Annotated in this window: 22 protein-coding genes and 1 pseudogene; 17 read left to right on the plus strand and 6 right to left on the minus strand. The window is 49.0% G+C overall.

All coding sequences use genetic code 11. The features are described 5' to 3' along the window. The first annotated feature begins 17 nt into the window (after positions 1–17). The 5 genes from JOY44_RS26350 to JOY44_RS26370 all read left to right on the plus strand — a co-directional run bounded on the left by JOY44_RS26350 (position 18) and on the right by JOY44_RS26370 (position 5,118). Positions 18–1,304, plus strand: coding sequence for a vWA domain-containing protein (locus JOY44_RS26350; protein WP_171576518.1), 1,287 nt, complete (start codon positions 18–20; stop codon positions 1,302–1,304). 89 nt (positions 1,305–1,393) lie between these two features. Then, positions 1,394–2,122 carry an FHA domain-containing protein gene (locus JOY44_RS26355; protein WP_171576519.1) on the plus strand — a complete coding sequence of 243 codons (729 nt, stop codon included), beginning with the start codon at positions 1,394–1,396 and terminating at the stop codon, positions 2,120–2,122. 104 nt (positions 2,123–2,226) lie between these two features. Next, positions 2,227–3,735 carry a hypothetical protein gene (locus tag JOY44_RS26360; protein WP_171576520.1) on the plus strand — a complete coding sequence of 503 codons (1,509 nt, stop codon included), beginning with the start codon at positions 2,227–2,229 and terminating at the stop codon, positions 3,733–3,735. Positions 3,736–4,330: 595 nt separating this feature from the next. Next, positions 4,331–4,684 carry a hypothetical protein gene (locus JOY44_RS26365; protein WP_171576521.1) on the plus strand — a complete coding sequence of 118 codons (354 nt, stop codon included), beginning with the start codon at positions 4,331–4,333 and terminating at the stop codon, positions 4,682–4,684. Then, positions 4,681–5,118 (plus strand): hypothetical protein, encoded by a 438-nt coding sequence (locus JOY44_RS26370; RefSeq protein WP_171576522.1) that lies wholly within the window; start codon positions 4,681–4,683, stop codon positions 5,116–5,118. Before JOY44_RS26365 ends, JOY44_RS26370 begins: the two co-directional genes overlap by 4 nt. A 437-nt stretch (positions 5,119–5,555) precedes the next feature. Here the strand turns inward: JOY44_RS26370 and JOY44_RS26375 are convergent, their stop codons facing one another. Further along, positions 5,556–5,696 carry a hypothetical protein gene (locus tag JOY44_RS26375; protein ID WP_203032187.1) on the minus strand — a complete coding sequence of 47 codons (141 nt, stop codon included), beginning with the start codon at positions 5,694–5,696 and terminating at the stop codon, positions 5,556–5,558. 98 nt (positions 5,697–5,794) lie between these two features. On the opposite strand from JOY44_RS26375, the gene JOY44_RS26380 reads away from it, so the two are divergent. After that, the gene (locus JOY44_RS26380; RefSeq protein ID WP_171573305.1) at positions 5,795–6,304 is read left to right on the plus strand and encodes a helix-turn-helix domain-containing protein; all 510 of its coding nucleotides are present in this window, start codon (positions 5,795–5,797) and stop codon (positions 6,302–6,304) included. Further along, positions 6,298–6,867 (plus strand): IS630 family transposase, encoded by a 570-nt coding sequence (locus JOY44_RS26385; RefSeq protein WP_171572047.1) that lies wholly within the window; start codon positions 6,298–6,300, stop codon positions 6,865–6,867. Before JOY44_RS26380 ends, JOY44_RS26385 begins: the two co-directional genes overlap by 7 nt. Before the next feature lie 158 nt (positions 6,868–7,025). Here the strand turns inward: JOY44_RS26385 and JOY44_RS26390 are convergent, their stop codons facing one another. Further along, positions 7,026–7,193, minus strand: coding sequence for a hypothetical protein (locus JOY44_RS26390; protein WP_171576524.1), 168 nt, complete (start codon positions 7,191–7,193; stop codon positions 7,026–7,028). Between the two features lie 2 nt (positions 7,194–7,195). Here JOY44_RS26390 and JOY44_RS26395 point away from each other — a divergent pair, with 2 nt between their 5' ends. The 4 genes from JOY44_RS26395 to JOY44_RS26410 all read left to right on the plus strand — a co-directional run bounded on the left by JOY44_RS26395 (position 7,196) and on the right by JOY44_RS26410 (position 9,549). After that, positions 7,196–7,702 (plus strand): hypothetical protein, encoded by a 507-nt coding sequence (locus JOY44_RS26395; RefSeq protein ID WP_207211230.1) that lies wholly within the window; start codon positions 7,196–7,198, stop codon positions 7,700–7,702. A 150-nt stretch (positions 7,703–7,852) separates the two neighbouring features. Continuing rightward, the gene (locus JOY44_RS26400; protein ID WP_171576526.1) at positions 7,853–8,101 is read left to right on the plus strand and encodes a hypothetical protein; all 249 of its coding nucleotides are present in this window, start codon (positions 7,853–7,855) and stop codon (positions 8,099–8,101) included. Positions 8,102–8,153: 52 nt separating this feature from the next. After that, on the plus strand, positions 8,154–8,684 hold the full coding sequence (locus JOY44_RS26405) for a pentapeptide repeat-containing protein (RefSeq protein ID WP_171576527.1): 531 nt from the start codon (positions 8,154–8,156) through the stop codon (positions 8,682–8,684). Between the two features lie 439 nt (positions 8,685–9,123). After that, complete coding sequence (locus JOY44_RS26410) at positions 9,124–9,549, plus strand: hypothetical protein (RefSeq protein ID WP_171576528.1); 426 nt, start codon at positions 9,124–9,126, stop codon at positions 9,547–9,549. Positions 9,550–10,119: 570 nt separating this feature from the next. Here the strand turns inward: JOY44_RS26410 and JOY44_RS26415 are convergent. Beyond that, on the minus strand, positions 10,120–11,553 hold the full coding sequence (locus JOY44_RS26415; protein WP_242541885.1) for a serine/threonine protein kinase: 1,434 nt from the start codon (positions 11,551–11,553) through the stop codon (positions 10,120–10,122). Between the two features lie 427 nt (positions 11,554–11,980). Between JOY44_RS26415 and JOY44_RS26420 the strand changes: the two genes are divergently transcribed. From JOY44_RS26420 to JOY44_RS26430, 3 genes are all read left to right on the plus strand, one after another. After that, positions 11,981–12,271 carry a helix-turn-helix domain-containing protein gene (locus JOY44_RS26420; protein ID WP_171576529.1) on the plus strand — a complete coding sequence of 97 codons (291 nt, stop codon included), beginning with the start codon at positions 11,981–11,983 and terminating at the stop codon, positions 12,269–12,271. 14 nt (positions 12,272–12,285) lie between these two features. Next, positions 12,286–15,645 (plus strand): PAS domain S-box protein, encoded by a 3,360-nt coding sequence (locus tag JOY44_RS26425; protein ID WP_171576530.1) that lies wholly within the window; start codon positions 12,286–12,288, stop codon positions 15,643–15,645. A gap of 319 nt (positions 15,646–15,964) precedes the next feature. Continuing rightward, positions 15,965–16,645 (plus strand): hypothetical protein, encoded by a 681-nt coding sequence (locus JOY44_RS26430; RefSeq protein ID WP_171576532.1) that lies wholly within the window; start codon positions 15,965–15,967, stop codon positions 16,643–16,645. Between the two features lie 380 nt (positions 16,646–17,025). Here the strand turns inward: JOY44_RS26430 and JOY44_RS26435 are convergent, their stop codons facing one another. After that, positions 17,026–18,069, minus strand: a complete 1,044-nt coding sequence (locus tag JOY44_RS26435) for a hypothetical protein (RefSeq protein ID WP_203032188.1) — start codon at positions 18,067–18,069, stop codon at positions 17,026–17,028. A gap of 494 nt (positions 18,070–18,563) precedes the next feature. Here JOY44_RS26435 and JOY44_RS26440 point away from each other — a divergent pair, with 494 nt between their 5' ends. Both JOY44_RS26440 and JOY44_RS26445 read left to right on the plus strand, forming a co-directional pair. Further along, complete coding sequence (locus JOY44_RS26440; protein WP_207211231.1) at positions 18,564–19,376, plus strand: hypothetical protein; 813 nt, start codon at positions 18,564–18,566, stop codon at positions 19,374–19,376. Between the two features lie 243 nt (positions 19,377–19,619). After that, the gene (locus tag JOY44_RS26445; RefSeq protein WP_242541886.1) at positions 19,620–20,483 is read left to right on the plus strand and encodes a VanW family protein; all 864 of its coding nucleotides are present in this window, start codon (positions 19,620–19,622) and stop codon (positions 20,481–20,483) included. Between the two features lie 461 nt (positions 20,484–20,944). Here JOY44_RS26445 and ltrA read toward each other — a convergent pair whose 3' ends face one another. Beyond that, positions 20,945–22,240 carry a group II intron reverse transcriptase/maturase gene (gene ltrA, locus JOY44_RS26450; RefSeq protein ID WP_171576535.1) on the minus strand — a complete coding sequence of 432 codons (1,296 nt, stop codon included), beginning with the start codon at positions 22,238–22,240 and terminating at the stop codon, positions 20,945–20,947. A 521-nt stretch (positions 22,241–22,761) separates the two neighbouring features. Beyond that, a pseudogene (locus JOY44_RS33105) lies at positions 22,762–23,508 on the minus strand (IS1 family transposase); the annotation flags it as partial. Positions 23,509–23,962: 454 nt separating this feature from the next. On the opposite strand from JOY44_RS33105, the gene JOY44_RS26460 reads away from it, so the two are divergent. Next, positions 23,963–24,616: a 2Fe-2S iron-sulfur cluster-binding protein gene (locus tag JOY44_RS26460; RefSeq protein WP_171576537.1), complete on the plus strand. Its 654-nt coding sequence runs from the start codon at positions 23,963–23,965 to the stop codon at positions 24,614–24,616. The last annotated feature ends 45 nt before the right edge of the window (positions 24,617–24,661 follow it).

The following is a 24,661-nucleotide window of genomic DNA, read 5'->3' on the forward strand; positions in this document are numbered from 1 at the left end:
CCTACTACCTATCAACCATGACAACTACTCAATTTAAAGCTGAAGTCTTCCAAAACCAATTCCTGCCGCAAGGCTCCCGTGAAGTTCATGCCATTATGACGATTGCCGCAGAAGGCGTTGCTGAAGTCTCCGCTGCTTCCGGTCGCGATCGCCTATTTGGCATTATTTGCGATATTTCCGGTTCAATGCAGGGCGAAAAGATTGGGGCAGCCAAGCAGGCAATAATCAAATTGATCCAGTTAATCCCGGAGGATACCCATTTCTTCGTTGTCACTGGAGACAACACTGCCAAAGTACTGGTTCCGGTTGTACTGGCGACACCGCAAAATAAGGAACGGGCAATCAGTCTCATCCGCACGATTGATGCCAACGGAACGACGGTCATTTCAAATTGGTTAATTCAAGCATTGGCACAATTCAAGAAGATGCCTAATGCAATTCGGCAAGCACTTCTATTAACAGATGGTCAAAATGATAGGAATGACGATCGCCCCTTGCTAGCTGCTTTAGAGCGGTGTGAAGGCATATTTCAATGTGACTGTCGAGGCGTGGGTACTGATTGGAAAGTGGGACAGCTTCAGCAAATCTCCAGTAAGTTGCTAGGCACAACCGACATTATTTCCGATGCTACCGGAATTGAGGCAGATTTCCAGGAAATTTTGGGGAAAGCCCTGAGCAAGAACATCAGCGATGTAAATCTTCGGTTGTGGACTCCTCAGGGTGCCCGCACGTTGTTTTGCAAGCAAGTCAGCCCCGATATTGTTGATCTGACTGCCCGCGCCAAATCCATTAAGCCGCAGGTCGTCGATTATCCTACCGGTTCTTGGAGTAAGGACGAATCCCGCGATTACCACTTCTGTATCGAAGTGCAACCGGGCAACATGGGGGATGAAATGCTGGCTGGGCGTGCAAGTTTGATGTGTACTCTAAATGGAGTGGAAACCAAGATTACCGAAGCCAAAATTCTGGCAGTCTGGACTGATGATGAAGCAAAATCCGCCAAAATCGATCGCCGCGTTGCTCACTACACTGGACAGGCAGATCTCGCCCAGTCGATTCAAGAAGGACTGGAAGCCCAAGCGCAGGGCAACCTTGAAGTAGCAACTGCCAAACTTGGTAAAGCGGTGCAGCTTGCTCATCAATCTGGTAACGAGGCAACCGCTAAACTCCTTCGCAAAGTCGTTGAGGTGGAAGATGCCGTTACCGGAACGGTGCGCCTGAAACGAGAAGTTGCGAAGGAAGATGCAATGACGCTGGAAACGCGATCGACCAAAACAACCAGAATTCCTAAATCTGCTCAATAGTGTGAATAGTCGTTAGTCAATGACTGACATTATGTCACAGAACAAATCATCACCAATAAGTGCAACTTTAAGCATTATTTGCATACACTATGTCCATCTACCTCTGTCCCAAAGGACACAACTCGACTGAGCCTGACTATTGTTCTGAATGTGGTGCTCGAATTCAGGGCAGTTCTGACCCATCATTCAGCCCTACGCAACCACCATCATCTCAGTCAAAATCCGGGTTGACCTGTCCCGATTGTGCAACTCTTCACGAACCGAATAGCGGTGATTTTTGCGAAATCTGCGGTTATAACTTCGTCAGTGGGGCACATGGTGAAGTGCCGATCGCGATCAGCCATCCTCCCGTTTCAGACCCAATCAAGCTAGAGGAAGGGGAATCACATCAAAAGCAGGACACCATAGATCCTGTTTCCTTACCCATTTCATCCCTGCCTAGTTCGCCCGACCCTTTGAACTGGGAGCTTACCATTGAGATCGCTGCCGTTGACCTAGATCCAGCAAGCCCACCTCCTCCAGATAACTTTACTCCCATCAGTTTACGTTTAGTGCAAGGCAACAACTTGATTGGACGCACCAGTCAAGCACGCGCAATTCATCCCGAAATTCCTCTCGACTTCGATGATGCCGTTTCCCATCGTCACGCTCTGCTAAGCCTCAATCTCGATGGAACTTTAGTGCTACGGGACATTGGCTCTTCAAATGGCACGAAACTCAATAATGTTGAATTAAAACCAATGGTTGATGTGCTGTTAAAAAGTGAAGATGAAATCACACTGGGACATTGGATAAAAATCAAGGTGGCTAATAGTTAGTCATTGCTTATTAAGCATCAATTTTTACGGATCATCGTTGATATTGCATTCACTACAACTGACAAACGACAACTGATCGCTCATAAAAAGGAGAAACTTAAACAATGAGTTCAACATCTGTAGGTCTTCTGACAAAAGTAAAGGAATCTCCCACTCCAAAGCTGCTGAGATGGAGTTTATTTGCAACTTGGGGGGCTAGCTTGGTGTTGATGACAACGGCGATCTCAGCGGTTCAATCGCAGCGGGATGCCATCAAGACTGTTGGTTTGGATTCAGCCCCCAGCATTCTCAATGCCCAGCGGATCAAAGATAGTTTGGCGGATATGGATGCCAACGCTGCCAATGAGTTGCTGGCTAAACCAGGACAAAATCGGGATGCAGTAGCCGGATATGATCAGCGTCGAGAGAAATTGTCCAATTTGCTAGTTGCCGTTGCCGAAAACATTACCTACGACGACCAGGAACGGATTCCAATTCAAACGATTCAATCGAAGGTCGGTGACTATATTCAGTTCATTCAGCAAGCGCGAGATTTTCATGCTCAAGGCGATCAGGCAAACACGCTCAAAGCCTATCGAGCCGCAGCCGAATTGATGGACAAAACCTTGTTGCCTGCGGCAACGACCCTGGCTGAAGTCAATAATAACCAGCTAACGGTGAGCTACCGAAACCAACGATCAACCCACAGCAGTTATCTGTTTAGCGTGATGATCGCCGGACTGGTACTTTTGGGAGTGCTGGTTGGAGTGCAGTTATTCTTGAATCACAGAATGCGTCGGCGGTTGAATCCTGGATTGCTGGCTGCTTCTGCGATCTCCATCCTTTTTTTGGACTACACCTACCAGAGCCTGAATGCGGCTTCCCATCACTTAAAAGTTGCCAAAGAGAATGCCTTTGACTCCCTCTATGCCTTGCGTGTGGCGCGATCGCTTGCTTACAGTGCCAATGGAGATGAGAGTCGCTATTTACTCGACAGAGCAATCGCCAAAAATCATGAGCAGGCATTTTTTCAGAAAACGGATCAAATTGCCAAAGTCTCCACCCCTCAAACCTTTGATTCAGTTGCCAATGCTTACCGATCCACTCAAGATCGAGAGTTCAGAGCCGACGGGTTCCAGGGATTTTTTGCCGATGCTCTTCACAACATTACCTTCCCCGGTGAACGGGAGGCAGCGGTTGAAACACTCCGGTCATTTGGAGTCTATTTCAACATTGATAATCAAATTCGCCAACTTGAGCAGAGTGGCAAGCATCAAGAGGCGATCGTGCTGTGTATAGGAACCGATGTCGGTCAATCTAATGGGGCATTTGAACAGTATAAGGAAGCCCATCAGAAGGTGCTAGATATAAACATGATGGCGTTTCAGGAGTCGATCGTACAGGCACTTCGGGAAGTGGGTGTTGACATCGCATTTAAAGTTAAAGTCAATCCCAATCCTCAGGACGCTCAGACTAAGGCGGCAAACGAAGCGATCCAAATCTTAGGGACGACGAACAACGTTGAAACTCGGGCCATCACCCGATTTGAAATCATTGCTGCCAGTGCGGTTATTGCGATTGCCCTGTTAACCCTTTTAGGATTAGCTCCTCGACTGAAAGAGTATTCTGCCTAAACCAAATTCGGTAGTTCCAAAGCTTAGTACAAAACAAAAGCTTGCAAAAGGAGAGTAGAGAAAGGTTTTATGAGAACTACTACATTCTGACGATGAAATCCCATGAACCATGATTACGCTAATGGGACCAGCGGGCGCATCCATGCAGAAAGTTACGGTTTCGATGTGTCAGGAAACTTAGATCTGACCATGTAACCTGATTTTGATTTTTTGATGAGTTTTTTTGCGCCTATCAAGGTCCAATTGCGGCTAAAAGTTCGTTACAAAGAAAACGGTTGTTTTTCTAGCAGTTGCCTTTACGGGCGGTGAAAGCTTTGTGGAATAACATCTCCAACCAGAACTGTAGGTTTCTATTCAAATGCCCCGCTGGTTCGATTTGAGCACTGTCCAAGTGCAAACCCTTAGTTGCTGATGCCACGTTCGCTGCCCTCTACGTGTTTTTCCAGCTCTTCATGCAAGGGCAGGCTTAATTGAAGATAGTCCCCTTTCAGTTATGTAACCGAGGACAAGAGCCGTTCATTTGGGTAGCTTAGGCTACATAAGCATCTTTTGCAGCCTCAAACACCTGAACTCGCCACTTATCTAGGATTAAGCTATGAACCGCACTCTCTCCTCCCTATCCCTTTCTGCTCTCGCGATAGGTGTGGCTCTGGTTTCATCCGTTGCCGCTATCAATCCAGCAGAAGCCTTTACCATTTCACTCGACCCCTCCCAGGGCAGTACCGAGAACACTGGCTCTACGGCTTTGCTTGACTTCAACTTTGTCCAAGATGGCGCTAACGTCAAGCTCAACCTGGGCTTCCAAAACACAACCAATGGGTCCACTGGGCTGGGTGCTACAGCCTCAACTCTGGTTGGCGTTGGATTTGATCTACCTGCTTTAATCAAAGGCTTTAGCTACAACGCCTCAGGCAGTGCGTTTACTAGCTTTATGGCGACTCCAGCTTGAATCAGTCAGTCCTAGGTGAGGCAGCTCTAAACCCCTTTGGCACCTTTGATGTCGGCATTCGTTCTGCCGGGCCAGGGACCTTTGCAGGCGGCAATCCTCAAACAGGCTTAACCGCTGGGAACTCTACTTTGGTCAGCTTCATATTCTCCGGTACTGGACTAACGGCTAGCTTGGTTGAGAATTCCTTCCTGAGCGGTATCAAGAACGACTCCTTAAATATCGTTGGTCGCTTCCAGCAAGTAAATGCAGGAGGTGGCAGCGATAAAGTTTTAGGTGGTCTGGTGAGTGGAATCTCTTCAGCTCCTGAAGTCACGCCTATTTCTGTTGGTGAGAACTCTGCGGCGGCTCCTGAACCCATGACCATCTTAGGTGCAATCGCAGCAGGGAGCGCTATTCTAGGTCGCAAGAAGCTTCAGCGTAAAGCGAATGCTTAAGTGCTCTAGGATGAATCCGTCGCTGATATAGACAGGACTTACGCACAGACTAGTGTAATAGCGTTTTCACAGGGGCAATAACTACTATATCTAGTGTCTTTATCCCTATTAGATGCCATTTTGCGTAAGTCCTAATAGATAAGCTGAGGTGAGAAAGCCATGAATGCTGCACTGTTGAGACTCGACAGTGCAGCATTCTTCTTATTTAGAAAGCCTGTGGGCTAATGGAACCAAGAAATTGCCTCTCTGGAAAACATCAATTAAGTTTCTGGTTGGGCTTGTCAAGGCAATACGTTTCCAAAGATATTCAGCTAATCGCTCTACAAATGGTTTGAGCACCTTCTTGATCAAAAGGCTGAAGAGGTGGTGAAAGAAAAAGGGAATCATGCTGGGTCCTCGCATAGGGCTTATAACCTTTACCCTTGTCCGACCTGCGATCAATTGTGCTGGCAGCCCATCAAAACGATCGCCGCTTCATCCATAGCCCGATGGCAATTAAACACCAGCAGTATGAGCAGCGACCCCCATACCTTGAGCGCAATAAACTTGAGAAGATATTCAACCAATCGTGCAGTCATCGCTTGAAGCAGCGCTTCGATGAAAATACTGATACCAATTTAAATTGAGTAAGCGGCAAATGGACTAGACTGAGCGGAGTTGTTTGGAGAGTCTAGTCATGGCAGGTGTAACGTCAATAGACGTGAAAGAAAGTTTGGATGACTTAGCTCAACAGTTGCGGCAAGCCGAAACGCCAAGCGCTAAAGAACGATTGCAAGTGCTCTACTGGTTGAAACAAGAGAATGCGCCGAGCATTAGTGCGATTGCCAAAGCGGTCGGGAAACATCGAAACACGGTGCAAAGCTGGCTATTGATGTATCGCACTGGAGGAGTGGGGGCGATGCTAGAAATCAAGAAATCGCCGGGGGGAGTGCGAGTGATACCCCAATGGGCAGAGGATGCTTTGGCAAAGCGGTTACGACAGAGACACGGCTTTCAAAGTTATGGAGCAGTACAACAGTGGTTGGCAGAAACCTTGGGAGTAGAAGCGGAGTATCACGCGGTCTACCAAATGACCCGCTATCGGCTCAAAGCCAAGCTAAAGGTTGCTCGTCCTCAAAATTGCCAGCAGGATAGTGAACAGCGATCTGCTTTTAAGCAAACCTCAAGGGCGACCTCAGCTTGCTGAGTCAGTATGCTCGCCACCGGGGGCAGGATGAACGTCCCATTCGCTATTTTGCTCAGGATGAGAGTCGTTTTGGACTGCATACTCTGATGGGACGATTGATCACGGCGTGTGGCATCAAACCGATTGGGCAGTGGCAGTGGTTGTTCAAAGCGTTCTGGCTCTACGGGGCGGTTGAACCTGCCACGGGAGAGTCCTTTTTTCTGCAATTTTCTCATGTTGATACCGAGTGTTATCAACGATTCTTGAATGAATTTTCCAACGCTTATCCGGATAGTCTGAACGTCTTGCAAGTGGATAACGGGCGGTTTCACAAGGGTAAAGCGTTGGTGGTGCCAGAGAACATCATCTTGTTATTCCAACCGCCTTACTGCCCTGAGCTAAATCCTATTGAGAGGTTGTGGGAACATCTCAAGGCAAGTTTGAAGTGGGCTGCGTTCAAAACGCTCGACCAACTACAAGTCAAAATCGATCAACTCCTGGCTGAGTTAACACCACAAGTAATTGCTTCTCTCACAGGTTATTCCTTTATCCTGGATGCCCTATCTGCCTTGAATACTGTTTAAATTGGTATGAGGATAGAGTCAGAAGAACTGGTGATCAGGTTGGGTTCAACATAGGGTGTACCCCCTTCGGTTTCGTCCCAGAAGATAATGATCGCCCTAACCGAATAAGCTCCCGAAAAGATTCATTATCAGGAGCTTAATTGCACAGAGGGATAGTTTTATGCTGCCATATCGCCATCATCAATCAATCCCTGCTCTCTCAAAGCCGCATCACCCGCTGACCGAACAAACCCTTGAGGTCTTTCACCTGTAGTACTTTTGTTGTCTCTGCCAATAGGTAGATATTTATGGTTCAAAACCACAACCTGCGAGGGAGGGTTCAGCAAAGATGTTGGTCTATCGTGTTGTTCAAAGCAAGCAAGGAGAAACGATTATGATTCCACCTGCATCTGCTCAAAAATGGGTAATGCTAACAACGGCTGCTCTGTTGCCACTCGGGCTAGTGGGAATGGATTTAGAACACAAGGTTCAAGCCAGTCAGACTAGGTCATTTAACAATTCTGCTCTACCAAACGGCGTTTATCTCTACAGCAATACGCCTCAGCCCGACCAGCTTTTGAACAACTACGTCCTGTTTCAGCACCAGAATGGTAAGGTTGTCGGTGCTTTTTACTCACCTCGATCAGAGTTCTCCTGTTTTGTCGGTGAAATTCAGGGAAGTCGCTTAGATGTGGAAGCGACGATGAATGGAGATTCTCGTCCAGTCGAAGCAGATACCTCCCTCGTTGGGTTGCATTCGATCTCGACTTTCAGCGCCAACGATCAACGCATTCTCTCGATGTGTCAACAATCTGATACCGCACGAGGGGCATCGATGCTCGCAGCTCCTCTGTAGAATCGTGCTTTTACTCCAGAGTCAACTTTCATAATAGTCGCGATTGCTGGAGCAGTAGTCCTCTTGAGCGATTGCAGATTTGAAATACTTTGAAAAATTTGCGGCTGAGCGATCGCAAAGGACTCTTCTATTAATTTCAGTTAAACCATCATGAGACAAACGACAAAACCTAAAACGGTTGAGAATTTAGATTATCTGAAGGGCTATCGGGATGGCATCCGACAAGGCAGGATGGCCACCCGCTCTCGTTCAGGAGACGGGCTTTTGGGTGCGCTACTGGCCATCGCGTTGATTGCTGGCGTTAGCTATGCTGGTTACAGCTATGCCACCACTGGCACAGCGATTCCGTCAGGGATTGATCTTAGGGGGCTGGTATCGCAATCTGATTCTGCTCAATGAGATTGTGTGAAGAACAAAACTCACTTGGATAGAGCTGTAACCAGGAGGACATATGGACGTTGAAGAAATCTTAATCCAATATGCTGAAGGACGGCGAGATTTCACCGCAGTGAAGCTAAGTGAAGCCAATTTAGCAGCAACCGATCTGAGTCATATCATCTTGAACCATGCCGACTTGAACGGTGCAAATTTGACTCAAGCCAATCTCAGCCATGCCAGTTTAAGTCAGGCAGATTTGAATGGAGCCAACCTAAAGGATGCGAATTTGAGTGGCGCAAATCTGAATGGTGCCGTTTTAGAGGGCGCAATTTTGGAGGGAGCAACATTGGACAATGCTGACCTGAGCCACTCTGAGATGGCACTATCGAAGTTGATTGACGCAAGTTTAAGTCAGGCAAATTTAGCAGAGGCTAATTTGAACGCGGCAAATTTAGACCGCGCAGATTTGAGACAGGCGGACTTGGCGATCGCCGATCTCTCCCACGCGAATCTACATCAAGCAGATTTAGACCAGACGAACCTCAGTGGTGCTAATCTGGACGGGGCAAATTTAGCCGGAACCGTTTTGGACGAAGATGCGTAATGAACGGAGGTGAGTATGCTTGAGTGCAGCCGCTTGGTGAGCCACCTCGTCAAAGAAGTCTAACCAGAAACACATTAGAGCTAGCCGTAACAGTTTTCAGGACTTAAGCACTTGCGCCTTCAAATTGAGATCCTCCCTAACCCTTCTTAAGAGGGGGAACCTTAAAAGCTCATTAAAAAGGGGTTTAGGAATCTCTTGCGTAAGTCCTAGTTTCTTGAAAAGTGTTTACATCGCCAGAGATTAGTTCAGGTTTCAAAATGGTTACTTTATTGGATTATCTACTACCCATATCAAGGCACCTCAAACTCGATCGCAGCCAACAATTAAGCGCTACAACGGCTATCGATCCTTCCATGAATATCCGGCATACTTGCCCCTGTTGTTCTAGGGTTTTGCTACGCCACATGCGTTTGGATGGGCTTTACTGGCGTTGTGCCCATTGTCATCAGGACATGCCTATTTTATTAAGTTAACGGCGATCGCTCTAAAAGTCGTCTTTGGGTTATCCACAGTCTTACATCCACAGTTTTTATATTTAGAGGTGAACATGTCCCAGGGCTTAGTCAATCTAACATTGCCAGCAGTTCTTCAAGAGATTGAGTATGTCTTAGAGGAATACCCTGAACATCCTTATCAAGCCGCTTTTTTATTGCCTGAACTGCACCAAAGGCTGGTTGCCCACATTCTCAGTAATGTCCCCAACTACTACATTGTCCAAGGGGTACAAGAACCATTTGACCAATCTAAATACCCCTCTCTCCCTATACAAGAGCGATTACAAATGGAATTGGTCGTTCGTGCCAGTATTCTGCATGTCCTGCGCGAAAACGCCGACTGGCTGAGCTGCAATTTGCCCCGCGTTTAGATTGTCTTGATTTTTGTCTCAGTCAAGGTTGCACCCTCTAGCGCCCCCCATCCTTTGAGCACAAAAACTTGAGAAGATATTCAACCAATCGCGCGGCAAGTAGGCGTAAAGGTATCGAAGCTGCATCCAAGTGCCACGCAACCGCTGTAATGCTTCAGTATCAACGAATCCAGCAAAAAAACCTCGAAATTTGAAACTTGCCCATAAATGATGGCTGGGTTGCTCAGGAATTTAACGGTAGAATCAGCCTTTCACACCCTTTTCGCGTAAAAACTTGCCCGTAAATAGGTATTTCTTGGGATGTTTTGGCTAAATCGTGGAATTTTTTCTGTAATCCTTGCATAGTAAAGCTTTCAGACGCTACGTGGCACTTCGTTGCAGCTATGCTACCTTTGCCCCATCAAGTGGCAACCCGGCGGTGGTTTTGAACAAGGTGAATTTTTGTTACGCTCGATGGACGTTGGGCTGTCGGCACAACGACGGTGGTGAAAAGACCAGATGTGGCACGGGGAGAACTTGCGGGACCAAGTTGGGGACTAGCAAGCAATTAGAGAATTGCGAAGGAAGGGGTTAATCTTTTCCCTTTCCTTTAGCGTTGTCTTTCTCCTGCTCCTTGGCCGCTTTCTCATCCTCTCGTTGTTGTTCCTCCTGTTTCTTCTGGGCTTCTCTTATCTGCTCCTCAGTTTTCTTCTGAGCTTCTTGCGCTTGTTCAGCTTCCTGAGGATTGACTGGTTCCGGTTGCCCCACCTCTGGAAGTGGGATGGCATTATCGGTTGGCTCCACCTCTGGAAGTGGGATGGCATCATCGGTTGGAGGGGATGGTTCTACCGTGCTAGGGGATGGGGATGGTACGGGACTGGGTAACTCAGAATCCCTTGGAGGAATCGCTTCAGGGCGAGTGGGCTGACTGGGGGGCACCGGCGTTGGAGAAGAGGGAGATGTGGTTGTAGCTGTGGTTGGAGAAGCAGTCGCATTGGGATCTGGAACAGGTTGTTGCGGTCTTGCCAAAATTGCTCCAATGATTGCGGCTGTCGCTAATGCGGCTACTCCCATAGGCAACCAGGTTTGCCAGATGGGTCTACTTACCTTAGGGGTGATTGCAGGCTTTCCCTCAGACAAACTCGCGCGACCAGGAGACACACGCAACGTTGCCATTTGGCTTGTTGCTCCGGTTAGGGCGGTTGTTCCAGAGGGGAGAATGGGTAACAGCTTGAGCCAATCATCAATACTGGCAGGTCGATTGTGAGAGTCTACGGCCATGCCCCGAATCACTGCTTGATTCGTTGCGGCGCTCAACTCTGGACGCAAATCACGTGGTACGGATAAGGGTTGGCGCTCTCGCAAAATCGAGGCAACCGGAACTTGAGCCGTGAGTAAAGTGTAGAGGGTAGCCGCTAACCCATACACATCGCTTGTGGGCGATCTCTTCTCCTGTTGGAGATATTGCTCAATGGGAGCATAACCAGGGGAGACCAAACCTGTATGCGTTTGAGTTTCCCCTGGAGAAAATTCACGAGCAATCCCAAAATCAATCAGGACGACTTGATCAGTCCCCTGCCGCAGAATCAAGTTTTGCGGCTTGACATCGCGGTGCAGCAGTCCATTTTGATGAACGACTTTTAAGGCAGAGCCGATCTGACGGGTGTAATGGATTGCGGTTACTTCGGGTAAGGGAGTGTCAGGAAGGACTAGGGTATCGAGGGTTTGTCCTGGGACATACTCCATGACGATGAAGGGAAGATCATCCTCAACAAAGAAGTCGAGCACTCTAACAATATTCGGGTGTACACAAAGGGCCAGTCGCTTCGCTTCTGCCTGAAACTGTTGTTGTGACTGAGCAAATTGTGGGTCTTTGCGAAATGAGTCATTCAGCGTCTTAACCACGACCGTTTGTTCCAACGAGTGCAATCTAGCACGATAGGTAATGCCGAACCCGCCATGCCCAAGTTCGTGAGCGAGTGTATACTTGCCGTTCTGCAACTGTTTTCCAACAAGAATTCCCATACAGTTTCTAAGTAATACTTGGGGCTAAATATATGTTAGAAATTACGACGAATGACTGCTTCTAATAAATAGAGCAAGTTATTCAACAATGAATCATATTCTTGTTAAAGTCTTCTATCGGAGAATCGAGCTATAAACTAAGAATTCTGACTGAACCAGAAGATCAGCGCAGACGACACCGATTGCGCATTACGCTTTGGTTTGAAAACCACTGTCGGATGCTGGATCACAAGTTTAGGCGTGAAACCGCTAGGCAATTGGTAAAGGCAGTTTAAGGCTTTTTGGATTCATGGGGTAGTAAAGCCGACCATCGGAGAGCAGTTCTTCCTCCACTCCAGGCAGGCGCGTCTCTCGGGTGGCGGATTGACAGCGCCTGAAACCTCACCGAAACTCGTAATCATATTGAACTTTATAAATTGTGAGTGCCATGGCGTTTCATCAGGACTATCTAGGGGTCGAACAACCAGCCATTGGCCAACTGATTCGAGAGCTGCGGCAAACCTTGCAGCTCACTCAAGAGAAGTTTGCCGCACAACTGGGCGTCAGCTTCCCCACAATCAATCGCTGGGAAAACGGACATGCCACTCCTTCACCCTTAGCCCTAAAACAAATTGAACTTTTGCTGCACCAGTTAGCGGAGTCACCCGCGATGACGTTGCGAACACGCAGCCAGGCGAGCCAAGGCAAAGACGTTCCTTTCAAGACGCTCAAAGCATGAGAGGAGAGGAACCCTTGGAACGGCCGGAAGCCCTCTTTGTGGGCGGTGGTGAGATGAGTACCTTCCTGAGATCGCACGACTGGTCACAAACGCCCCTGGGCGACATCGAAACGTGGACAGACGACCTGAAAATGGCGGTGCAGCTTCGGTTGGCAAAACTCGACCAAAACCAGCAGTCAGAGAAAACGCCTATAGAAACCGAGCCACAGCAACCCTACAACAGCAACCCCACAGCACCCGTTCAACCTACCCGTGCGTCAGCCGAGTGGCGCGAATTGGAAGCAAAATACCGCACATTGTTGGAGTCGCTTGATGAAGGCTTCTGCCGCTGCGAACTGCTGTTTGATGAGCACGGTGCACCCACTGATTATCGCTTTCTTGAAGTGAATGCGGCATTTGAGCGGCTCACCGGAGTGGAGCAAGCGACTGGTAAAACGATGCGGGAATTGGTGCCCGAGCATGAAGCCTACTGGTCTGAGATCTATGGCAGAGTTGTGCAAACCAGGGAACCTGTTCGCTTTGAGCAGCAAGCGATCGCCATGAACTGTTGGTTTGATGTCTACGCCTTTTGCGTCGGTGAGCCACAAAGCCATCAGTTTGCCGTCTTGTTTACCAACATTAGCGAGACAAAGCGCATCGAAGCCGAGCGCCAAAGAGTTGAGCAGGAACGCGCTCGCTTTCTTGCCATCGGGTCAGATCTGCAAGTCATCACGGGCAGCAACGGCTATTTCCGATGGGTCAGCCCTGCCTTTGAGCGCATTCTCGGCTGGACACCCGCCGAAATGACATCTCGCCCCTGGACGTATTTTGTTCATCCAGACGATATCCCTGCATCTGTTGCGGAAAGCGTCCGCGTGTTGTCTGGCAGCGCAACGTTTGCCTTTGAAAATCGCTATCGGCACAAAGACGGCTCCTACCGCTGGTTGCTCTGGAGAGCGCAGCCGCACCTAGAAGCACAAGTGCTTTACGGAGCGGCGGTGGATATCACTGATCGCAAACAGGCAGAAGTTGCCCTGCGTCAATCGGAAGCACACTATCGCCAGTTGTTCGAGTCGATCGACGAAGGCTTTTGCACGGTTGAAGTGCTCTTCGATGTCGAGGGCAAGCCGGTTGATCACTGCATTTTGCAAGCGAATCCAGCCTTCGAGCGGCAGTCTGGTATTGTCAACTCAGAAGGCAAAAGGGCAAGCGAACTCGCACCGGGGCTGGAACAGTATTGGAATGATCTTTACGCCCAAGTCATTCACACCGGTGAGTCTATCCGCACTGAAGAGCGAGCGAACTCGCTTGATCGCTGGTTCGACGTCTTGGTGTCGCGGATTGGCGATGCCGCAATGCGCCAGGTGGCGGTCGTATTTACCGATATCAGCGAACGCAAACAGGCAGAAGCAACGCTGCGTGAGAGTGAGCAACGGTTCCGACTGATGGCAGATGCCGTCCCGCAAATCGTTTGGATTATGGATGCCCAAGGGCGGGTGGAGTTCTTCAACAAGCAATGGTGCGACTACACAGGCGTGCCTTATAAACCGATGACAGCAGCTGAGGCTGTGGCTAGCTTTGTGCACCCAGACGATGGCGAGCGCTCAATAGAGGTGTTCAACGCAGCGCTACGCAGCGGCGGCGTTTTCGCGGTTGAAAACCGGATTCGCTCGGCCACGGGCAGCTATCGCTGGTTCTTGGTACGTGCAGAGCCTTACCGAGACTCGCAAACGGGCGCGATCAGCCGTTGGTTCGGCGCATCGGTCGATATCCATGATCGCAAACAGGCAGAAGCCACTATTTTGCAACGGGCGGCGCAGTTTCGCCAACTCGCAGATGCCATGCCGCAACAGGTTTGGATCACCGACGCTCAAGGCAATACGCAATATGTGAACCAGCAATGGAGAGCTTACACCGGGCTGACTCTAGAGCAGACTCAAGACATCCACTATGCCACTCAAGTCATTCATCCTGATGATTTTGAGATCACGAGTGAACTGTGGCAGACGGCGCTGGCGACCGGGACACCCTATCAAGCGGAATTTCGCTTGAAACACTGGGCGGCTCAGACCTATCGTTGGTTTCTCTCACGGGCGATCGCCATTCGAGACGAACAGGGACAAATTGTGCAGTGGTTTGGCACGAGCACAGACATCGAAGAGCTGAGACGCGCCCAAGCTGCACGAGAACAGCTCTTACAGCAAGAACAAAGTGCACGCGAAGCCGCCGAGAACGCCAATCGAATCAAAGATGAGTTTCTCGCGGTGCTGTCCCATGAGTTGAGATCGCCCCTCAATCCGATTTTGGGCTGGACACGTCTGTTGCGAAACGGCAAACTCGATCCCGCCCGTCAAAGGGATGCTTTAGCCACGATCGAGCGTAACGCCAAACTCCAATCGCAACTAATTGAGGACTTGCTCGACATTTCCCGCATTATGCAGGGCAAGCTGACCCTAACGGCGACTTCGGTCAGTTTGGCATCTATCATTTCTGCTGCCGTTGAAACCGTGATTTTAGCGGCTGCCGCGAAAAATATTCAAATCACGCTTAACCTTGATTCGGAAGTCGCCCCCGTCCCCGGTGATACGGTCCGGCTGCAACAAGTGGTCTGGAACCTGTTGACCAATGCGGTCAAGTTCACAGACCCTGGCGGACAGGTGATGGTTCAACTGAGGCGAGTGGCTGCCGAGGGCAGCTTGGGCAATGCGATGGCACAAATCGAAGTCATCGATACAGGGAAAGGAATCAATCCACAATTTCTGCCCCATGTGTTTGAGTATTTTCGGCAAGAAGACGGCTCCACGACCCGCAAATTTGGCGGTCTGGGATTGGGGCTAGCGATCGTGCGGCAAATTGTAGAATTGCACGGTGGTTCGGTTAGGGCAGAAAGTAAGGGTGAGCAGCAAGGGGCAACGTTCATTGTGCAGTTGCCGGCACTCCAGATCAGGCGGATCGATTTTGAACCGACCCAGGTTCAAGCCAACTCAGAAATGCGCCTGCAAAATGTGCAAGTTTTGCTTGTGGATGACGATACGGATACCCGCGAGTTTGAGGCTTTCCTGTTGGAACAACAGGGGGCAACGGTGGTCGCCACTGCCTCTGGCTCAGAAGCGTTACAGGCACTTGATCGAGCGATTCCAGATGTGATTGTCAGTGATGTCGGGATGGCAGAAATCGATGGCTATCTGCTGATGGAGCAGATTCGCTCCCGCCCACCGGCTCAGGGCGGTACGGTGCCCGCGATCGCCCTCACGGCCTATGCTGCCGAAATCGACCAAAAACGCGCCCTGCAAGCTGGCTTTCAGCAGCACTTGACGAAACCTTTGGAGTCAGAACGCTTGGTGAGTGCCATTGTGAGCCTGCTCCAAATCAACGCAGGTATAGCGGACACCTGAAAGATGCACACAGCAGCGCTTTAATACCGGAGTAATCACGATGATTGCTTAATTCTAGTGCGATCATTAACAGTGTAGGTTGGGTTGATCAAAAGAAACCAGCGGTTCCCCTACTGGCTAATTCTGCTACTTTAGCGATCGCCAGCTAACCCTTGCGTGCACCGGACGGAATGACAATCCCCAGCTTTGTCTCAATCCTATCTGCCGCCGCTGACGCTCACCGTTGGACTTATCAATATAATGGGGAATTATTAAATTACTCTGCCTCGTTAAACTTCCGTAACTCGCAAGTAGAGTCATTCTAAAATTCTTAAGCTTTATGACAAATGTGCAGTTCTTAGACTCGACCTTTAACGATACAGGCTGGCAGTTAGAGGTAATAACAAGCGGCAAAGGGGGAACAGTAGCAGTCCAGCAAAGAGATGCTATGGGGGAGGTTGGCTCTTTTCGAGAAATCACTAATACCGTTAACCAAGCCTCGAAAGGCGTCAATTCTAACGTGCTTGGGCTGCACTGGCGAGTTGGGGCAACCTATGACCCCCAAGCTCAGGGTGCAATAGCAGCCATTAACTATTCGGAGGAAGCCATCTTAATCAATGGATTTGGTGAGGGGCAAGCTGCCGGACTGGCTCTACGTCAAAATCAACAGATCTACCTCCCTACCTCCAGATTGATTACGCCAGAAACTAGCTGGACACATAAGGAGCTTAACGCTCTGCAGGCACAAGACTTTGTAGCAATGGGTACGACCAACCAACATCCCGATTTCTCAGCGACAGGAGCACCAATTCAGTTTGGCTTCTTTCGCGCCAACACCACAACAAACGCTCAATATTCGATTATTAGTGGGATTGATAACTGGTCGGTTTCAATTAATCCTGTCGCTAAGGCGAATGAGGCAGTAGGGTTGCCTTGGTGGGCAATCGCTGGAATTGGGATAGGATTAGCTTTAGTAATCGCATTTTGGAAGCAACGACAGCCCAGGGATCGTCCTCGTTGAGGATGAAGCTAGAAGTTTTGATCCCCTCTATCGGTTAACGATGCAGGTCTTCGAGCGCGGACTGGGCTAACTTTACTTTGTGAAGTTAGCCCAGTCTAACAATACCTGATGGCAGCCTACAGCATTGATCGTGAAGCAGTGTTGGCAGAACAAAAACGGAGACAAATCGAGTGCAGCGGTTTCACTCGTCGTATCCGATTGCTGTGGAGTGGGGCAAACTAGAGACAGAACAGTTAGAGGCAGTCTTATTGAGTCTGAAGAATCTTGCTCTTGTTAATCAGTACCGCAGCGATCTCCTTTATTAAGTTCAAAACTACTACAAAGCGCTGAAACTTCAATTTCTTTGCCGGTCGCTATGGAACAGGAATGCATGATGAGCGTTAGCAGCGCGGTATTTCTATACAAAATTCTTTTAAGGTGACTTGCCAGTAGTTTGGATCTTGCCAGTATTCTGTATAAGGAGGTTGGTTACTGGAAACCCTCAATGCAGTCCTACGCTTGACGGATTGGTCAACAGAGCAATCGAAAACGACAACAGAAGCCTTCTGCAACTCAGCCGTTCCAGAGTTTCTCCCCCCATAAAATTGCGACTCAACTTCTTGCCAATCCGGCCAATGATAAGCCTTCTTATTCTCACTACGATAGTCCTCAATGCGTTGGAGTAGCTCGTCATAAGCCTTGCTGCTTTCGCTGAGATCGTCCTTAAGACGTTGGGATAAGTCGTCACGAGAAACCTTGCCGCCGCGATAGTCCTCCATAAGTTGGCGTGGCTTATCATGCTCATCAATAGAATGACTTTCCAGGGCATTGCATAACGCGTCAGGGAGCCTGGGAATGATCGCATCTCCCATGGCTTGATGTGAACAACGCAGAGTGCACTGGTATAGGGTAGTCACTTCTCCACTGATAAGACTGACCTCATACGCTGCCGCATCCTCATTGGGGTAATGAGGAACCCACACTCCGGTATTTGGTGGTGGTGGAAAATATTTTGAATAGATTCGCAAGGTTTGCTGAGACAAGTCACACAGAGTATGAGTCGCTCCACCTGGTAGCCACAGCGGTTGCGATCGCATCAGCAGTTGACCGTCTGTCGTCGAATAGGCGGCAATGGCATCACCTTGCACCGCCCACAGAATGTGATCACTGACGCGCAAGGGATAGGCATTGTCTTTCGATTCCCACTCAATCGCACCCGACGCGATCGATCTGCACACGATCTTGCCCTCAATAGAGCAGTAAAACAAGCTGGATTCAAGCAAGTCAACGGCAAGCGGATGCGGTAGAGCCTGGGTAACTGCGACTCTGGGGGCAGGGGAAAGCAAGGTAATTGGTGGTGGGGTTAGCTCTTTAACCACAGGTTGTTTGACTCCAAGTTGAAGTTTGTCGATCACGCTTTGCCAGGAGTTCAGCCACTGCCACATCTCATCGTCTCCTGTCAATTAAACAAACACACGGCGTTGTTGCACGAAAGAGGAACTGGGGGGCGGGAGAGAAATGGTAGGTTTTAATCACCACAACCAAAACACACTATGAGAGCTACATACCGTGTCCGCAACTGGTCTGAGTATAACGTTGGCCTGAAGGGTAGAGAAAGATTTAACCTTTTGGCTAGACGAAGCGGTGCTGGAGGACTGGATTGACCCGTACTTGACTCTTGCTGTTAAGAGACTGATTACTGAAGTTGGGAAGACAGTTACCTCCGTAACATCCTCAATTTCTGAAGAGCTATTCTAGAGGGAATACATAGGGAAGCGAACCAGCAGATCTGTGATGAATTAACATGGCAAGCTATACCAGCACGAATCTAAAGTTGCGCGTTACGGCTAATGTTACCAATAAGCTACGTCTGTATACGCGGAACGAACTTAGTATTATCAGCGTTTTACTCCTTGTGACAGGCCTTTATCTTTGGTCTTTGACCAAAACGCCAGTTTTAGAATGCGATCGCACTTGGTGGCAGTATCCACCCCGGGGGTTACGTTGTCGCGCCAAAACAGTCATGTTTTTTGGGACTGAACCGAGTGATACGGAAGTAGAAGTCAATCCTGTCGAAAGCGTGGCCCTTGTACCTGCAACTCCAGCTAGCCCCTCACCTTTTGGCCAGTTCCATGCTGACTCAATCAACCATCTGCGTATTAGCGGTTCAAATCAGCTTGCAACCATTGATATTCCACTCACAGCGACCTGGCATGATGCAGATACGTTAACCGCTCATTTACGAACCGCGATCGCTAATCCTGAATCACCTGCCGTTCTCGTCACTTCTCCGGTAGGAGCCATTGCCATACAACTGACCCACACTATCAAGAAGACGAAACTTACCCCCATCATTATCAGTTATCCAATCCCCTGGCAACCTTATCTGCCTGGTTTGCTAGTGGTAGTAGCAAGCTTGTTGTATGCCCGTAAACCAGGGTCGTGGTTTGAATTTGACAAAGCAAATGGAATGCTTACCCTCAAACGGCATAGCCTATCCCCCACCCTCAGGTATCCTATTCAAGCTATTCAAGCAATTGCAATTGAAGAAAATCGATTTACATCAATTAAAGAAGTCGGTGAGCATCAACGAAGTCGCCTGGGATATCGAGTTAGCCTGGTTTTAGACTCCGGCCATATAGAACCTTTGGCTAAAACCTACAGCGCTAACCTAAGCAGTAAACGTGAAGCTGCTGAAGTCATTCGCACTTTTCTACAGCTACCCCCTGTAATTTTCAAACAGGGTGAGTAACAACGAGTGCTGTTGGTTTTTCATATGGATATGTTTCTGGGCACTTAAAAGCACCCTTTTTTACATTTTACATTTTGCAATTACTGCCTAACTATCCGGTTGCACCCGATGGAACGTAGTGGCTCAGCGAGTATGGTGAGATAATCTTCCACGGGTGAACCGGGGCGTTAGCTTTTATTATAGAAGCGGAATTGCTTGATCTCCGTCAAATCTGTCGGGTACATCAATAAAGGAGTCGCCGTTTTGAAAGAATGGAAACGATCTCTGCGTATTAGCCTCAAGTATGCTAGGAGCTTGCTTTGTGGCTACCCTTTTTTTTATGCTCGTCAACAAACTCCCCATCGGTCATATCTTTACTCTCATTTATGGTGTGATTCCGTCACAGCCATTCCAACTCGTGGCAGTCCAGAAATTCGGGAAAATCGTGTCTTAAACTTGCAACTGGCTGCGAGCAAAATTCACCAACTTCAACTTAACCCTGGGCAAATCTTCAGCTTCTGTAATTGCGTAGGCGACCCAACCTTAAGTAATGGGTTTAAGGCAGGACCCGTGTTTGTGCGCGGTCAAGTACAGACGGGAGTGGGTGGCGGACTATGCTTAATTGCTACCAACCTGTTTCATATGTTTTTGTTTTCAGGCTGCCAGATTCTGGAGCGACATTGCCATAGCATCGATGCTTACGGGGGCGATCGCTTTTACCAGCTGGGTCAAGATGCTTCGATCTCCTATGGCTATAAAGATTTGATCGTCCGGAATCACAGTGCTGTGGCACTACAATTGCGTTTACAAGTACTGCCGGAGACAGGTCAAGTGGTCTCTAGCTTATGGGGGCAGTCTCCTTGCCCGTGGAAGGTTAAAGTTGACTCTGTGGTTTTGCAAGAGTTGTTATCTCCTTCAACAACTAACTCAACAACTAACATTTCTGGTTGGATCGTTGAAACTCGACGATCTGTGTGTGATCGGGCGGACAATTCAAGAGCAAAGACTGGAGCGAAACTCATGACTGAAGAACTGTCATGGCAACTTGATTACCGCGCCATTAGTGTTTATAAACCCTGTACTGACAGCAGTTTGGAGACTACTAGTAAGATCGATAAGATTGTATGAGCAGTGCTTGTGAAAGCGAGGCCATCGTTTATGGAAGCTGTTGGTGGCAAAAACCAGCTAACAAGTCAATGAAACGGACCGTTGAGAGATCTATAGTGACGGTGCGAAAGTTGTCAGCTGCCGCTTATCTTGGTCATTTTCTGTCAATCAAAGGACCCCAAAAGAGATAGTCAGATGGGCGATCGCAACTTAGCATTTCAGCCCTCAAACCCTGTAAAACAACTTGTCAGTCAATCTATGTATCAAAACCGAACAGATAAGACAGTTGTGATGCAGTTGCAGGGGTCGAGTAGAGAGGGTTCCTCCAATGTTTAGGCTTGCTTTGTATTCCCCGTTGCTCTCACCTTTCGGAATACGAGAGTGTCACACGATTTAGCCTTATATCGTTGGAAACCTCCCCCTCACAGAAGCCTGCCTGCGGTTTTCCCGCACAAGCCTCTTCATTGAGCCATTCACCTGCTCTAATAAAGCGACACTAAGCGACCAGGTCTGGGGAGAGGATGCCACGCCAGATAGCGTAGAAAGCTCTCCCAGCGAAAGCTACGTCGTTGACTCCGTCGATTCAGCCATTTGAAGACCAGCTTGTGAACTGCGTCTTCAAAGTGGTAGAGCGCATGACCGTTGTCGGTGACCCCAAAGTAGTTGAAGTGTCCGCGCAGCTTTTGCCCGATTGCTTGCCATAGCTGAGGCAGCTTATGAGCATTGCGTTTTTGCTGCAACCATTGATTGAGGGTGACTAACGCACGGCGAAATCGTTTCTTTGAAGTCTTGCGCTTTAATCGGGATTTTCCGTTGCGACTCTTGCCCCAGTAGTGGGTAAATCCCAGAAAATCAAAGCTGGGGAATTTTCTCCCGTACTTGAGGGCTAGACCCGCTTGCCGCTTGCCGCAGGGAAGAAGTTGGGTTTTCTCCTCATTGAGGCGCAAGCCGAACTTCTCCAATCGCTTGGGCAGAACCCGCATGAATCGTCGAGCATCATCCTCGAACTCAAACAAGGCAATGCTATCGTCCGCATACCGAATCAGAGCGCAGTAGCCTCGGCAATGCTGGCGCACAATGGTGGTAAACCACTGATCTAGCACAAAATCCAAGAACACATTTGCAATGACGGGGGAGACTATCGAGCCTTGCGGGCTACCCAATTCATCCTGTACTACGCCGCCTGGGGTTTGGACTCCGGCTTTGAGCATTCGCGCAATCACCTGTAGGAATCTTCTATCCCGAATCCGCAGGGCTAATACCTTGAGGATTTCCTGGTGCGGCATGGTGTCGAAGAATTGAGCCAGGTCTAGGTCTGCAATCCACCCAACGGGTTGCCCCATGACCTCCTGATGCAGTTGCCGCAGGGCATCATGACATCCTTTATTGGGTCGAAACCCATAGGAGATACTGAGGAATACCGGTTCGTAAATTGATTCTAAGACCCGACGAGTCATCTCCTGAACGATTTTGTCTTCAACGCAACTGATTCCCAGGGGGCGCAAGCTGCCATCTTCTTTGGGAATCTCGACGCGTCGTACCGCTTGTGGTCGATACGACATCTGGCTCAGTTTCTGGGACAAAGCTTGGAGGTTTTCCTCCAGGTTCTGTCCGTACTCCGTTTTCGTCACTCCATCGATTCCAGGCGCTTTGTTGTCTAGCGACTGAAAGCAGGCTCGCAGATTCTCCACACTATAGTGGTGCATCAGGGCACTGAAGACAGCCCCTGATTCTCTGTGAGCCCGTTCGGCTATCCGCTCGATTCCTGTTGCCACCATACTTCCACCTCTGAGTGTGGTTGATGTTGCCTTCGAGTGTTCGACCCAATGTGTCCCCCTTCGCTCCGTGGGCGTTACCCCACTTCTTCACTACTATGGGGACATCCGACTTCCCATGAACCGTTAAGCGTCCTTCCGGTTTGCCGGTTGTGCTGCTCTACCCCCAATTCGGAGGAGTTCTTGGGATCTCCCGAGTTCCCGACTCTACCTTGATGACGTGCTACGGTCTCCGACCCCGGTGGACCCTCTAGAACCTTGGCTTCGGCTCTGTCGGTTTTGCCTTCCACACCACTAACTGTGTCAGCATCCACCTGTGTGTCTAATTTCGGGGCTCAATCCCTTCACGCTTTCGCATTGCAGCCCATCATCTCCCTGTGTACGCTTCACTGTCCTCGTTGCCGATGACAGCGCAACACTCGGTACTTGGTGCCTTGCCAAGGCTTCCCTGACCAGGTTCTTCCCCTGGTTGGCAGAGCCGAGCTTCGCTCGGCGCACTAATGGACTAGACCTGTGGATTAAATCTAAACATTCAAGCCAAACTCATAGCGGTTGATGAACAGTCCAATGACGACATCATGCAACCAGATGGATTTGGAAAAGCAAATGGTTTTGCGAGCCAACCGTTTAATTCGGGTGCGTAAGGTCAGATGCTTGCGCTCAATCCTTTGAGTATTTGCCTTGCCAACGATGTGAAACGCTGGATCAAGATGACGTGATACCTCCGGCAGGCTACGCCAACATAAGCACCCCAAGCATCGGTGTAAAACTGCATAATCCCAAAGGGTTCTAGCAACGCTTTGAGTGCCAAGAAAGCGCTGTCTTGATGATGAGACAACACATACGCCAACACTTCACCCGTCTGATGGTCAATGGCGTGCCACAACCACCGTTGCTGTTTCTTTGAACCGACGTCACTCCACATTTCGTCAGCTTCAGCTTCCAAGTCTTCCCAGTGGCACAGTTTCACTATCGTTTGAGTCAGTTCAAGTTCTGCCGAACGAGCTTCATTGATTGCTTTGAGATGACGGTCTTTTTTTAACGTTTCAATCACCGTTGTGCGGCTAATCTTGAGCACACGGGCGGTATCTCGTAGGCGTAGACGTGCCGAAGGCTATCCTACTCCCGTTGACTGCCATCTCTGCAATTTGCCGTTTCACTTCTGGGAGGTATCCACAATAACGATACCGATAGTCGCGAATAAAAGTAGAGCGAGAACATTGGGAGTGGCGACATTTGCAGCGTTGCTTGCCTTCCCCTGATTGACCATGCCCAGTCTGTTACCTAGAGAAACAAATCTATCTCAATAGTGAGACAAATCTATCTCAATGGAGAGACAAAATCTAAATGCTCAACCACTAAGGTAATGTCAATTAGATTCCTCATCCTCTTTCTGCGTTTAAGATTAACTCAATCAATGGCATCGCCTTGCTCAAGAACTTCGCGTTGATCGCATCTGTTCTACAATCGCTGCCTAATCACTCATCTGCTTTCCTTCATCTTTTGAGGGCTGCTCATGTTTAAGCGTCGTTTTTTTTAAGTACTTGCATTTGCTGCCGTTTTCACGCTGACAGTAAGTATTGCTGAGCAAGTTTCTTCAGTAAATACTGCTCAGCGAGTGCCTTCAATTGATCTCATCTGCTTTGGTAAAGATCCTCGTTACACAGACAGCAAGAAAGCGTTTTTTATCAATATTTGATCGATGTTCGTATAGGAGCTTAGCGAGTGAATCTTAGATTTAGACGGCGGCGCTTTGGTCAATGGGTCGTCATTAGTGCAGTAACAGGTGCATTTGGCGGGATTACGAAAAGAACGATCGCCCAAACTAGACCTGCTCCTCCTTCGACCGCGCAAGGTTTGGCAGCGAATAGCATCAAGCTCCGAGTCAATGGCAAAGAGTATCCATTGCAAATTGAATCGCGTGTGACCTTGCTGGATGCACTGCGAGATCGCATTGGTCTAACTGGAACCAAAAAAGGATGCGATCGCGGTCAGTGTGGTGCCTGCACTGTATTAGTCAACGGACAGCGGATCAATTCCTGTCTGTCGTTGGCAGTCATGTACGACGATGTAGAAATCACCACCGTTGAAGGATTGGCGCGAGGAAATGACCTACACCCGATCCAGGCAGCATTCATCAAGCATGATGGTTTTCAATGCGGATATTGTACACCCGGCCAACTTTGCTCGGCAGTGGCGGCGATCGCTGAAGCAAAAGCGGGGACAGCTAGTGCAGTGACAGCGGATGTTAGAAAGCAGGAACAGGTTAAATTGACCGATGTAGAAATTCGAGAACGGATGAGTGGGAATCTCTGTCGGTGTGGTGCTTATCCCGGCATTGTTTCAGCAGTACAGGAAGCAAGTCAAGCGAGTTCATAATCGATCTCATTCGTCAATTCCAACAACAAGTAGATTAAATAAAAA

This window comes from Leptolyngbya sp. Cla-17 (assembly GCF_016807185.1).
GTDB lineage: Bacteria > Cyanobacteriota > Cyanobacteriia > Leptolyngbyales > Leptolyngbyaceae > ULC077BIN1.